This window comes from Silicimonas algicola (assembly GCF_003148765.1).
In the GTDB taxonomy this organism is placed as follows: domain Bacteria; phylum Pseudomonadota; class Alphaproteobacteria; order Rhodobacterales; family Rhodobacteraceae; genus Silicimonas; species Silicimonas algicola.
In genome coordinates this window covers 31594-43985 of record NZ_QGGV01000012.1, presented here as the reverse complement: position 1 = coordinate 43985, position 12392 = coordinate 31594, and the positions used below count along the sequence as shown (strand labels likewise).

Sequence of the window (12392 nt, the reverse complement as noted above, 5' to 3'; positions counted from 1 at the left end):
GAAGCCGAGAGACCCATGACCTACGTCGTCACCGACAACTGCATCGCCTGCAAATACACCGACTGCGTCGAGGTATGTCCTGTCGACTGCTTCTACGAGGGCGAGAACATGCTGGTGATCCACCCCGACGAGTGCATCGACTGCGGCGTCTGCGAACCCGAGTGCCCCGCCGACGCGATCAAGCCCGACACCGAGCCGGACATGGAGAAGTGGGTCGAGTTCAATCGCAAGTACTCCGAGGCCTGGCCCGTCATCATCACCAAGAAGGACCCGCTTCCGGGAGCCGAGGAGATGGACGGCAAGACCGGCAAGATGGACCTCTTTTCGGAGCAGGCCGGCGAGGGCGGCTGACGATTCGCACAGTCCCTGCCGCATTGACGTCACGTCATTCGCCGGGCGTTTTTCCTTGAATCGCTGGCGTTCCTGCGCCCTGTCCAAGGCGTGACTTGGAATCACCCGATTTTTTTGCTATATTTCTGTCACATAGGCCGGAGACCCGGATTGTTGTTCTTGAAGACGTTCGGCGACAGCAACAGGGCGGCGGGAAGATGTGTGTGTTCCCGGCGTGTTTCTGTCGCCTCCTGCCGGGGGCTGAGAAGGAAAAGGCTGAATGACGAAAGCCAGGAAAATGGAATTTAGACCAAACGACTATGTGGTGTATCCGGCTCATGGAGTTGGCCAGATCGTCTCGATCGAGGAGCAGGAGATCGCCGGCATCCGGCTGGAACTGTTCGTGATCTCGTTCGAGAAGGACAAGATGACGCTTCGCGTTCCGACCAACAAGGCGGCCGACGTGGGGATGCGCACCCTGTCGTCCCCCGACATCGTCACGAAGGCGATGACGACGCTCAAGGGCAAGGCCCGGGTCAAGAAGGCCATGTGGTCGCGCCGCGCGCAGGAATACGAACAGAAGATCAACTCGGGCGACCTCATTGCCATCGCCGAAGTGGTGCGCGACCTGCACCGCGCCGACGACCAGCGCGAGCAGAGCTATTCCGAACGTCAGCTCTATGAAGCCGCGCTCGAACGCCTCACGCGTGAGATCGCGGCCGTCGGCGGCTCGGACGAGATCGCCGCGCAGCGGCAGGTCGGCGAAGTCCTGGTGGGCCGCGCCGCCGCCTGATCCGATGGCTTACGGCCAAGTGAAACCGCGCCTGGACGGGCGCGGTTTTTCTTTGGTCGTAACCCTGTTCGCACCTCTCATCTTGCGACAAGCAGGTCCACCGGAGGATTTCGGATGAGGTCCGCCGTATAGCGTCCGAGCTTGTGGAACGAGGGCGTCGAGCGCGCGTGAGCGCCGATAGCCAGAAACTGTCGTGCATGCGTTGACTCGCAAAGCTGGTTCGCAAGATCTTCCGGCAGCGCATCCTCGACGACCGACGTCACTGTGCATCTGGCGCCCGTCTCGCGTGCAAGGCTCAGAGCACGGGCAAGTGCGCGGTCGGATCGTTCGGACATGTCGGTTGCGACAACGATATGTTTCATGGGGGCTTACCTCCTCATTCGCAGAAGATAGCCTCGTGCCGCTGCCTATCCTGACCGGGATCAAGGCCAGGCGATGGAGCCGTCCGCCCGAAATTCGGAGGGGCTTTGTCCGGCGAAATCGCGGAACGCCGCGCCGAACGCCGAGGGCGAGCCGTAACCCACCGCGAGCGCGATGCTTGTGACCGGCTCCCGGGTCTCTGCCAATAACTCCACAGCGCGTATCATTCGCAGCCGCCGCTGAGCTTCAGTCCAGTTCATGCCGATCTCGTTCATCAGCTTTCGCGCCAAGCTCCGCTCCGAAAGCGCGACTTCGCGCGCCAGCTCACGCAGTCTCAGCGGCTGATCCAGTCGGGCCTCGGTCAGGTCGAGCGCTTTGCGAAGCCGTGGATCCCGGGGCACGGGCATCACGGCGCGGGTCGGAGCCGTGCGAGACGCAGCGCTTCAAGCGCCAGTGCCTGAACCAGACTGGCTGTATAATCATCCAGAGGTGTCTCTTCACCCACGCCCCGAAGCGCAAACAGAAGCTGCCGCGCAAGGGGTGACATGGCAAAGACGGAAAGCGGCAGGACGGGTCCGGGCATAAGCAAGGGCCGGATCAGCGCGGAACAGACCCGAACCGGACGCGCGAGCGAGATCATGACTTCGTGCTCCGCCGCGACTAGGCCCGCGCGGGCGGGCGGCAGGGTCCAGCGCTGACCGTCGGCTTCAAGCGTGAGCGTCCCCACCTCGGCATAGACGAGGTAGTGATAGGGAACGCAAAACGCCTGCGCCCGGCGCGCGGGCATGTCGCGCGAAACGACGAAGGCATCCTCTTTCGACATGAAGGAACGCTAACCTGTCAGGCCAGCGTTTCAATAAGCTGCGCCTCGAATCTGCGGCTTACCGGCGGGGCGGCCATCAAGGGGCGCAGTTTTTCGCCCGACCGCAGGAAGGCGGGACTGGCGAGGTAGGCGGCGAAATCTTCCCTGCTTTCCCACTCGTGGACCAAGGTGACCCGCGTGCCGATCAAGGGATCGGCATAGGGCCGAAAGGCGATGTTGCCTTTCATCGCTCTCACGTCGGGCGCTTCCGTCAGCAACTGATTCAGAGCGACACCGCCGTCGTCCGGGCCAACGTCGAAATCAAGAATGGCGATCACATGAAAGGTCCTCCGTCTGTCTCGGAGCGACCCTGCCATTTCCGGACGTGGCCTGCGCGCGCGCATGCGCCAGAAACTATCGCGAAACGGACAGAGTCACGCCCGGGTCGGATCGTCGAGGTACATGCGCCAGGAGTGCTGCGGTTTGTAGCCGAGCAGCTTCTTCGCCTTGTCGTTCGAATAGAACGTCTCGAACTCGCCCATGTCCTTCTTGACCGGCACACCCTTGTAAAAGCGGTCGACCAGCTCCTTCGTCGATGCGGCGACCGAGTGGTCGTCGTTCGAAACGTTGAAGACCTCGTAGCCAAGACCATCGGTCTTCAGGCAGCGATCCACCATCTCGCCCAGGTCGCGGGCGTCGATGTAGGCGAAGATGTTGCGGCGCCGCTTTTCGGGCTGGGTGATGAACTCCGGGAACATCGAGCGGTATTCCTGCGGCTCGATCACGTTGTTGATGCGCAGGCCATAGATGTCGGCGCCGGTGCGCGCCTGGAAGCTGCGCGCCGTCACCTCGTTGACCACCTTGGACATGGCATAGCTGTCCTGCGGGACGGTCGGATGCTCTTCGTCCACCGGCAGGTATTCGGGGGTCACCTCACCGTCGTGGAAGCAGACGCCATAGGTCGTCTCGGACGAGGCGAAGATCACCTTGCGGATGCCTGCCTTCAGCGCCGCGTCGATGACGTTGTAGGTGCCCATGACGTTGACGCGATAGCATTCGCTGTCGGGCGCGATGAGGATGCGCGGAACGGCGGCGAAGTGGACGACGGCGTCGAAGGGTTTGGGCCCGCCATTCGCCTCGTCGAGCTCGCCCAGGTTGGCGTAGCTCTGCATCACGTCCTTCACCTGCCCCGCGTCCGTAATGTCGGTCAGGATGTTGTCGACCCCCGGCGCCAGAAGCGGCACCTTGTCCAGGTTCAGGACCTGGTGCCCCTTGCCGACGAGGTAGGGCACGACATGGCGGCCGGCCTTGCCGGCGCCCCCGGTGAACACGATGCGCATGATGGTCTTCTCCCGTTCAGTCTAGTTGACGCTCTCGACGCCTTCGGGCTGGCCGACGACGACGAAGCGCAGGTTATCGGGCCGGTAGAGGCGCTGCGCGACGCGGCGGATATCCTCGGCCGTGACCGCATTCACCTTGTCGTTCCGCTCGGTCACATAGGCCGGCGTCAGACCGTCCATCTGCATGCCGACGAGGATCCGTGCGATGGTTCCGTTGCCGTCGAACCGAAGCGGATAGGCGCCCGTAAGGTAAGTCTTGGCCTCCTCCAACTCGGCATCCGTCACGCCCTCTTCGGCGATCTTGGCCCATTCGTCGCGGACGATGCCGATGGCCTGGCCCACGCGGTCGTTCGCCGAGGCGAACTGACCCAGAAGCATGTCGGAGAGGTCGAAATTCACCAGCGCCGTGCCGACGCCATAGGTCAGCCCGCGCTTCTCGCGCACCTCGGTCGACAGACGCGACTGACGGCCCGATCCACCAAGGATGGCATCCGCCACGAAGGCTGCGAAGAAATCCGGGTCATCCCGCGGAATGCCCGCGTCGCCGAAGAACACCACGGACTGCGGCGTCTCGAACGGGATCACGGTAACCCCGCCCGTGACCGAAACCTCGGCCGGATCGGGAAGCGGCGCTCCCGTTTCCGGCAGATCGCCCAGAAGCTCGTCCAGCAGGACGCCCAGTTCCTCGGCCGTGATGTCGCCCGTCGCGCCGACGTAAAGCCGGTCACGCGCCAGGGCGTCCTGATAGGCGTTCACCACGTCGTCCCGCGTCAGCGCTGCGACGCTTTCCAGCGTCCCCCGCATGTCCGAGCCATAGGGGTGCGTGCCGAAGGCCATCTCGTAGAACGCCCGCGACGCCATCGTGTTGGGATCGGTGGCTTCGCTGCGAAGACCCGACAGGACCTGGCCACGCACCCGATCGACCGCCTCCTGGTCGAAGCGCGGATTGACCAGCGCCTCGCGCAGAAGCGCCATCGCCTCGTCGCGGTTCTCGGTCAGGAATCGCGCGGACACGGACACGGCGTCGAGATGAGAGTCGAAGCCGAAGCTTGCGGCCAGCGCGTCCCGCGCGGCGGCAAAGGCCTGCGCATCCATCTCCCCGGCACCTTCCTCGAGCAGGCCGGTCATCAGGTTGACGGCTCCGCGCTTGCCCTCGCGATCAAGCGAGCCGCCGCCCTGGAACCGGATTTCGATGGCGGCGAAGGGGATGGAATGATCCTCGACCAGCCAGGCCTCGATACCTCCGGGAGAAGTCACCTCCTGGATGTCGATGGCGGCGTGAAGCGGCGCGGCGAAGACGGCGGTCAAAAGGGCCGCCATGGCAAAACGGATCATCAGTTGGTCTCCCGCGTAACGCTGACATGGCCGGTCACCGAGGTACGACGGTCGAACACACGGCGCGCGGCAGCGACGATCTCTTCGCCCGTCACCTCCTGCAACAGCTCGGGCCAGGCGTCTATGTCCTCCACCGTCAGGCCCGAAGTCAGGCCGCCGCCATAACGATAGGCAATGGCCGACACGTCATCGAGCGCATAGATCTCGGACGCGCGGACCTGCATCCTGATCCGTTCGAGCTCGGCCTCGTCGACGCCTTCCTCCAGAAACTCCGCCACGGCCTTGTCGAGCGCGGTTTCCGCCTCCTCGAGCGAGACGCCCTCGACCGGCACGATGACCAGGCCGAAGGTCGTGTCGTCATAGGACTCGCCGCGATACCAGGCGCCGGTATAAACCGCCTTCGCATCGCCGAACTGAAGCTTGCGCGCCAGCACCGACGTCGTGGGCGAGCCGCCCAGAACCTCGGCCAGCATGGCGAGTGCCGCGGCTTCCTTCTGGTCTCCCGGATCGCGCTCGGGGGCAAGGTAGCTGCGCGTGACATAGTCGTTGCCAAGGCGCGGGTCGCTGTAATCGAGACGCCGCGCCGCCAGTTGCGGCGGCTCCGAGACGCGCTCGCGCGCGCCGATGGCCGGGTTCGCGGGGATCGGACCATAGTGCTTTTCGGCCAGCGCGCGGACCTCGTCGGGATCGACGTCGCCCGCCACCACGAGGATCGCGTTGTTCGGCGCGTAATGCGCTTCGTAGAAGGTCTGCGCGTCGGCGAGGTCAAGCGTGTGGGCCTCGTGCTTCCAGCCGATGATCGGTATGCCGTAGGGGTGGTTCAGGAACTGCGACGCCATGAGCTGTTCGTTGAACAGCGCGCCGGGGTCGTTGTCGGTGCGCTGGTTGCGCTCCTCAATGACGACGTCCCGCTCGGTGGCGATGTCCTCTTCCTTCAGCGCGAGGCCATCCATCCGGCTCGCCTCCATCCCCATGACGAGGTCGAGACGGTCGGAAGCGATGCGCTGGAAATAGGCGGTGTAGTCGAGGGAGGTGAAGGCGTTGTCGCTGCCGCCATTGGCGGCGACGGTCTGGCTGAACTCCCCCGACTCAAGCTCGTCCGTCGCCTTGAACATGAGGTGTTCCAGGAAGTGCGCGATCCCCGACTTGCCGATCGGCTCGTCTGCGGATCCCACGCGATACCAGACCATGTGGACCACGACCGGCGCTCGGTGATCCTCGATCACCACGGCTTCCAGCCCGTTGTCCAGGGTGAAGGTCGTGACCCCCTGCTCGGCCACGGCTGCCGTCCCGGCCCATATGACGGCCAGCACGGCTCCAGCGATGCGACGCATAAACGCTCCCTTTCGTTGCGATGTCCCCAACATGGGACCTCGCCCCAGCCCTTCAAGCAGGCTCACGGCGATATGACCCTCAGCCGCCCGCGCCGGCCGGTGGAGGGGCCGAGGGCGTGCGTATCCCGGCGCGGCGCAGCCGCTCCAGCTCGCGGTGCTGGTCGAGAGACATTTCCTCGTAGGCCCGGTAGTAGACGTTGACGTTGAACACGCGCTCCAGAAGCCGGCCCTGGTTGTCGGCGCGGAACGCGGCGTCAGCCGTGGCAAGCTGCGGCCGGATCGAAGGATCGACGCCGTAGCGCCCGGCGTAGGACACAAGCGCCCCGTCGCCCGATGCGCGCGTCAGCACCTCCGGCCGCCCGCCAAGCGCGATGGTGGCGTCGGCGATCGGCGTCTGGTCGACACGGTTCGACCCACCCGGCGTCGGCGGCGGCAGCGCGGCATAGGTCTGAGGCATTTCCAGCGGCTTCGACGGCGCGACCGAAAATTCGTCGGGCCCGTCCCGGCGCGGCTGCGAGATGTTCATCAGCCGAGGATCGCCCGCGCAGGCCGGCAGAGCCATCAGAAGTGCCAGTGCGATAAGCCGTCGCGCCATGTCGTCCTCGCCGGTGTTTTCACAGTCTTACTGTCGCGCGACGCGGGTTGAAACCGCTTTTCGTCCCACCGTCTCCCGTGCCGCCGTCTCAGCCGTTGCGCGGCGTCTGGACGTCTTTCTTGCTGTCGCCCGTGAACAGGATCAGTCCGAAGGCGCCAAGGAAGATCGCGATGTCGGCGACGTTGAACGACCAGGGGTTCTCGAACCCGCAGCACGACATGTTCAGGAAGTCCGCCACAGCCCCGTAGAGCAGCCGGTCGATGACGTTGCCGATGGCGCCGCCCACGACCAGCCCCGCCGAGATCTGCACGATGCGGCTTGGCCTGTCGCGGATCATCCAGCCGAGGATCCACGCGCAGATCGCAGCCGCGAGGCCGATCAGCACCCACTTTCCGGCGAACGGCAGGAAGCCGAAGTTGATGCCTTCGTTCCAGGCCATGCGCAGGATCAGGAAGGGATCGGCCACGATGATGACGCCAAGCGACTTGAGATCCATGACATGCACGACGGCCAGCTTCGAGATCTGGTCGGCGAGGACGATCAGGATCGTCGTCACGGTCAAGGGGGCCAGCGAACGCATCAGTGCCGGAAATGTCTCATGCCGGTGAACACCATTGCAAGGCCTGCGGCGTCCGCCGCCTCGATCACCGCATCGTCGCGCAGGGATCCGCCGGGTTGGATCACCGCCGTCGCCCCTGCCTCGGCCGCGGCGAGAAGGCCGTCGGGGAACGGGAAGAAGGCGTCGGAGGCGACCACGGATCCGGCGGCGGGGCTCTCGGGCAGACCCAGCTCCGCCGCCATCCGTCCGGCCTTCAGGGCCGCGATGGTCGAACTGTCGACGCGGCTCATCTGGCCCGCCCCTATGCCGACAGTTGCCATACGCTTTGCATACACGATGGCGTTCGACTTGACGTGCTTCGCCACGCGCCAGGCGAAAAGCATGTCGGCCACCTGATCGTCGGTCGGCGCGCGCTTCGTCACCACCCTGAGATCATCCTCCGAGATCTGCCCCACGTCGTCGTCCTGCACCAGCCAGCCGCCCGAGACCTGCCGCACCGCAAGCCGCCGCGCCGCCGGATCGGGCAGACCGCCGGTCGTCAGAAGGCGCAGGTTCTTCTTCGCGGCGAAGACCTCTTTCGCCTCGTCGGTCGCGTCCGGAGCTATGACGACCTCGGTGAAAATCTCGGAAATCGCGCGCGCCGTATCGCCGTCGAGCGTTCCGTTCAGCGCCACGATCCCCCCGAAAGCAGAGGTGCGGTCGCAATCGAACGCGCGCCCGAACGCCTCCGCGAAGGTCGCCCCCCGCGCGACCCCGCAGGGGTTCGCGTGCTTGATGATCGCCACCGCCGGCCCGTCCGCGGGCTCGAACTCGGCCACCAGCCGGAAGGCCGCATCGGTGTCGTTTATATTGTTGTAGGACAGCTCCTTGCCCTGGTGTTGCCGTGCCGTGGCGACGCCCGGCACATCGAGGCCATCGGTATAGAACGCCGCCCCCTGATGCGGGTTTTCGCCATACCGCAGGCCCTGAGCGAGCCTGCCCGCAAAGACGCGGCGGCGCGGCTGGGTCTCGCCAATCGCCCCCGCCATCCAGGTCGAGACGGCGGCGTCGTAGGCCCCGGTCCTCGCGTAGGCGACCTGTGCCAGCCGCTGCCGGAACGCATGGCTCGTCGAGCCGGAGTGGGCGTCCATCTCTGTGAGGACCGCGTCGTAATCCTCGACGTCGACGACCACGGTGACGAAGCCGTGGTTCTTCGCAGCGGCCCGGATCATGGCGGGCCCGCCGATGTCGATGTTCTCGATCGCGGTGTCGTAGTCCGCACCGCCCGCCACCGTCGCCTCGAAGGGATAGAGGTTCACCACCAGAAGGTCGATCGCCTTGATCCCGTGCGCCTCCATCGAGGCGACATGCCCCGCGTCGTCGCGCAATGCCAGAAGACCCCCATGCACCGCCGGATGCAGCGTCTTGACCCGGCCGTCCATCATCTCGGGAAAACCCGTCAGATCCGACACGTCCGACACCTCCAGCCCCGCCTCGCGCAGCGCCTTCGCCGTTCCTCCGGTCGAGACCAGATCGACGCCCCGCTCAGCCAAGGCGCGGGCGAAGGGAACAAGTCCGGTCTTGTCGGATACGGAAATCAGCGCACGGCGCACCTGCTGCAATTGGCTCATCGGTCGGTCGGATCCTGTCTGCCTATCTCTGTGCCAGCTCGTCTTCCTGCGCATAGTCGCGGATCGCCGTGGGCGTATCCTGCGTCTTGGCAAGGGTCCAGCTGACGCGGGTAGCATACTCCATGGCCCGTCCGGATAGAACGATCTGTTTGGTCGCACGCGGACTCAGCCGCGATTTCTCCAGGTAAACGCTCGGTTCGAGCGCAAGCTGAACCGGCCCCTGGAACCGGAAGACCCAGATCTCGCTCGACTTCAGCACCATTGAGACCGCCGTTCCGTTCATGTCGAGGGTCGCGTCGACGTCGGGATGCAGATGAAAGCGCACGGCGAAGGGAATGCCTTCCAGTCGCGAGCGGTCGAACACGATGTCGAACCGGCGCTTGTCGGCGGGTGTCATGGCGAGAAGCACGTCCTCGCCCCGCAGCTCGCGCCCCTCGAACCCGATGTGCAGCGTCCTGACATGGGTCAGCCCATGACTCGCCTGCCAGCCGTTGTGGCCCGCGACGATGCGCGTGCCGCCCTCGACCTCGACGCGCTCGAACCGCACGTCCTCGGGCCGGTCGATCAGAAGCTCGGCCTTCTTCCCCGACACCATCCCTGCGACGCCGAGGCGCGACGAGGAGTATCCCTCGATCCCTAGGGTCGAATGGCTGGGCGTCGCCCGGCCAGCGCGCCGCCAGTTCTTCCCGAACGATGCGCCCGAACCGCAGTTCACGATCAGCGGCCTCCGCCCCGAGGTCAGCTCGATCGCCAGCGTCGAGGCGTGGGCATTCTCCGAAACGTCCGGGCGCGGCGGCGAGGCCGCATCCATGATGACCGTCGTCCGCCCATGCGCGATCCGCGCGAAACCCATTGCAAGATCGTGCCGCGCGGCTCCCCGCACCCCCGCCGTCGCCAGCGCGCGATCCAGCCGGCCCTCCATCCCGCGTCCGCCGCCGTGGAACCGGGCCAGCCCGCCATCGGCGTGTCGCAAAGCGCGCAACACCGGGGCGATCCGCGCGATGACGCCCATGAGGTCCGGTCCGGGCGTCCTCCCGGCATCCTGAAGGGCGACCGCCGCCCAGTTCAGCAGCGTGAAGACCTCCAGCAGTTCCTCGGGGTTGCGCGTCAGAAGCCCGCCCTCGGCGTCGATCTCGTTGCCGCACTCGCGCACCAGCGCCCGGGTCGCCACGTCGACGTGCCTGTCCATGCCTGTCAGGGCGATGCCGGCGTAGATCAGTCCCGTCAGCGCCTCGAACCGCGGCAGACCGGGCGAGGCCGCCTTCCATCGCCGGGCGAGAAACCGGGTCTGCGCGCCGAGCGAGCGGAAGTAGGCGGTGCTGACGTCGCGCTCCTGACCGTTGAGAAGAAGGATCGAATGGTTGATCCAGCGGATCAGCCGCCGCCCCGTCAGGTCGGGCGTCCACCCCGGCCCCACGCCCCGCCCGAAGCGGCGCACCCACTCGTGGGTCCAGTCCTGCGCCCGGCGTGTCGCGTGGACGTCGCCGACGGCCGCGAGGTCATCGAGCCAGGTGAATCCGTGCAGATCGGCCTCGAAGGCCTGGTCCGGCATCGGCAGGTCCCAGATCGCGGTCCCGGGAGCCTGCACGAGGTAGCCCGCGAAGAGAAAATTGCCGCCGGTGATCTGCCGACCCCGCGCGAAGGTGCCGATGGTGCGGGGTTCCGGGGTCGAGGTGAAGGCAGTCGCCGGACGCGTCAGCGAGGCCACGCGAGCGTGGAAATGGTTCAACCAGCGCGTCTTGCGCGCGGACCAGCTCTCGTCGTTGGACAACGGGGTCGTCCTGCCTCTGCCGCCCGTTCGATCGGGCCTGTGATGGCCGGAAGCATAGCCGCGAACGGCGAGGGTGTCATGGGCGTTTTTCCAGCCGCATGACGAAGAAGCTGTCGATGCCGCCCCGCTCCGCCCAATGGTCGGGACGCAGGCGCAGTCCGCCTCCGGACGTGATCCAGGCGGGGTCGGTGCCCTCGGGAACATGGTCCGAAAGCGTCACGTCCGGATGCCGGGCCAGGACGCCGTCGCGCTGCGCCTCGCCTTCTTCGGGCAACAGCGAACAGGTGCAATAGACCAGCCGCCCGCCCGGCGTCAGCCAGCCGAGCGCACGATCGAGCATGGCCGCCTGAAGTTCGGTCAGCATGTCGATCCCGCTCCCGTCCCGCGCATAGGCCAGATCCGGGTGACGCCGCAGCGTGCCCGTGGCGGAACAGGGCGCATCGAGAAGGATGGCATCGAAGGGCGCGTCGGGCTCCCACGTCATCATGTCCGCAACGACTAGATCGGCCGCGAGCCCCGTCCGCGAAATGTTCTCGCCGACGCGCGTCATCCGGTCGGCCGCGATGTCGAGAGCCGTGACCCTCGCCCCCGCCGCGGCGAGTTGCATGGCCTTGCCCCCCGGCGCCGCGCAGAGGTCGAGGACCCGCTCGCCGGGTTTTGGGTCGAGCACGCGAACGGCCATCGTCGCCCCGGCATCCTGCACCCACCAGGCACCCTCGGCAAAACCCGGCAAAGCAGAAATCTGGCCGTGCTGAGAAAGGCGCAGGCTCCCCATCGGCAGGATCTCGGCGTCGAGGGTCTGCGCCCATGTGTCCGCCGTCGCCGGATCGCGAAGCGTCAGGTCCAGAGGCGGCTCGGTCGCCTGAACCGCTTCCATCGCCGCAACGGCCTCCTTGCCCCAGGCCGCGACCAACCGCTTTCTCAGCCACTTCTGGATGCTCGGCACGGGAAGCGCCGACCAGTCGGGATCGCGGCGCTGGATGTTGCGCAGGACGCCATTCACCAGCCCGGCCTTCGGGCGCGCGGCCAGCGAGACGGCTCCATCGACCGCGGCGTGCGACGGCGTCCCCTCGGCGTACATCTCGTAAAGCGCCAGCCTCAGGATGTTCATCACCTGCTCTTCGGGCTTCATCCGAAGGTGCGGACCGAGAAGCCGGTCGGACCGGCCCGCCCACCTCAGGGCCCCCGTCGCCAGCCGCCCGGCACGCGCGGTATCCGACGGCTCGAGGCCAGACGTCGCCTTCGCCAGCGCGTCGGACAGAAGCCGCCCCTCCTCGGTCACGGCGGTCATCGCCACCACCGCCGCCGCCCGCGCGCCCGATCCCGCCTTCGCCATCGCCCTGCCTTGTCTGAAACCGCGCCATCCCTATAACAGAGGACATGACCGAGACCAGCCGAACCGACCTTCCCCCCGCCGCACAACGCGCACTGGCCGAAGCCGAAGCGCGCCGCGAGGCGGCCGAGCCCGCCAACATGCCCGTGGAGCTGGGCGGGCGTGACGGACCTGAGCCAGTCCGATATGGCGACTGGGAGAAGAAGGGTCTCGCGGTCGACTTCTGAGCG

The 12392-nt window shown here is 66.3% G+C and carries 15 protein-coding genes; 3 read left to right on the top strand and 12 right to left on the bottom strand.

Going from position 1 to position 12392, the window contains the following annotated elements; translation table 11 throughout:
- Positions 1–15 precede the first annotated feature (15 nt).
- Positions 16–351: a ferredoxin FdxA gene (gene fdxA, locus C8D95_RS19335; RefSeq protein WP_109760849.1), complete on the top strand. Its 336-nt coding sequence runs from the start codon at positions 16–18 to the stop codon at positions 349–351.
- 259 nt (positions 352–610) lie between these two features.
- Entirely contained in the window at positions 611–1123 is a 513-nt protein-coding gene (locus C8D95_RS19330; RefSeq protein ID WP_109760848.1) for a CarD family transcriptional regulator, read from the top strand.
- Between the two features lie 77 nt (positions 1124–1200).
- On the opposite strand, the gene C8D95_RS19325 is transcribed toward C8D95_RS19330, so the two are convergent.
- From C8D95_RS19325 to C8D95_RS19270, 12 genes are all read right to left on the bottom strand, one after another.
- Positions 1201–1485 carry a universal stress protein gene (locus C8D95_RS19325; RefSeq protein WP_109760847.1) on the bottom strand — a complete coding sequence of 95 codons (285 nt, stop codon included), beginning with the start codon at positions 1483–1485 and terminating at the stop codon, positions 1201–1203.
- Positions 1486–1545: 60 nt separating this feature from the next.
- Complete coding sequence (locus C8D95_RS22805) at positions 1546–1890, bottom strand: helix-turn-helix domain-containing protein (RefSeq protein WP_109760846.1); 345 nt, start codon at positions 1888–1890, stop codon at positions 1546–1548.
- Positions 1890–2306 (bottom strand): cupin domain-containing protein, encoded by a 417-nt coding sequence (locus C8D95_RS19315; protein ID WP_109760845.1) that lies wholly within the window; start codon positions 2304–2306, stop codon positions 1890–1892. Before C8D95_RS19315 ends, C8D95_RS22805 begins: the two co-directional genes overlap by 1 nt.
- Positions 2307–2323: 17 nt before the next feature.
- Positions 2324–2623, bottom strand: coding sequence for a putative quinol monooxygenase (locus tag C8D95_RS19310; protein WP_206508368.1), 300 nt, complete (start codon positions 2621–2623; stop codon positions 2324–2326).
- A 96-nt stretch (positions 2624–2719) separates the two neighbouring features.
- On the bottom strand, positions 2720–3625 hold the full coding sequence (locus tag C8D95_RS19305) for an NAD-dependent epimerase/dehydratase family protein (RefSeq protein WP_109760843.1): 906 nt from the start codon (positions 3623–3625) through the stop codon (positions 2720–2722).
- 21 nt (positions 3626–3646) lie between these two features.
- A complete protein-coding gene (locus tag C8D95_RS19300; RefSeq protein WP_164721806.1) occupies positions 3647–4963 on the bottom strand; it encodes a M16 family metallopeptidase in 1317 nt (438 codons plus the stop codon).
- A complete protein-coding gene (locus C8D95_RS19295) occupies positions 4960–6294 on the bottom strand; it encodes a M16 family metallopeptidase (RefSeq protein WP_109760841.1) in 1335 nt (444 codons plus the stop codon). The genes C8D95_RS19300 and C8D95_RS19295 overlap by 4 nt, the downstream gene beginning before the upstream one ends.
- 79 nt (positions 6295–6373) lie before the next feature.
- Positions 6374–6889, bottom strand: coding sequence for a DUF3035 domain-containing protein (locus tag C8D95_RS19290; RefSeq protein WP_109760840.1), 516 nt, complete (start codon positions 6887–6889; stop codon positions 6374–6376).
- A gap of 88 nt (positions 6890–6977) precedes the next feature.
- On the bottom strand, positions 6978–7469 hold the full coding sequence (gene lspA, locus C8D95_RS19285) for a signal peptidase II (RefSeq protein ID WP_109760839.1): 492 nt from the start codon (positions 7467–7469) through the stop codon (positions 6978–6980).
- Positions 7469–9058 carry a bifunctional phosphoribosylaminoimidazolecarboxamide formyltransferase/IMP cyclohydrolase gene (gene purH / locus C8D95_RS19280; RefSeq protein ID WP_109760838.1) on the bottom strand — a complete coding sequence of 530 codons (1590 nt, stop codon included), beginning with the start codon at positions 9056–9058 and terminating at the stop codon, positions 7469–7471. The genes lspA and purH overlap by 1 nt, the downstream gene beginning before the upstream one ends.
- Before the next feature lie 22 nt (positions 9059–9080).
- The gene (locus C8D95_RS19275) at positions 9081–10829 is read right to left on the bottom strand and encodes a heparinase II/III family protein (protein ID WP_241239741.1); all 1749 of its coding nucleotides are present in this window, start codon (positions 10827–10829) and stop codon (positions 9081–9083) included.
- A 76-nt stretch (positions 10830–10905) separates the two neighbouring features.
- On the bottom strand, positions 10906–12165 hold the full coding sequence (locus C8D95_RS19270; protein WP_109760837.1) for an RsmB/NOP family class I SAM-dependent RNA methyltransferase: 1260 nt from the start codon (positions 12163–12165) through the stop codon (positions 10906–10908).
- A gap of 44 nt (positions 12166–12209) precedes the next feature.
- Between C8D95_RS19270 and C8D95_RS19265 the strand changes: the two genes are divergently transcribed.
- Complete coding sequence (locus C8D95_RS19265; RefSeq protein WP_109760836.1) at positions 12210–12389, top strand: DUF1674 domain-containing protein; 180 nt, start codon at positions 12210–12212, stop codon at positions 12387–12389.
- The last annotated feature ends 3 nt before the right edge of the window (positions 12390–12392 follow it).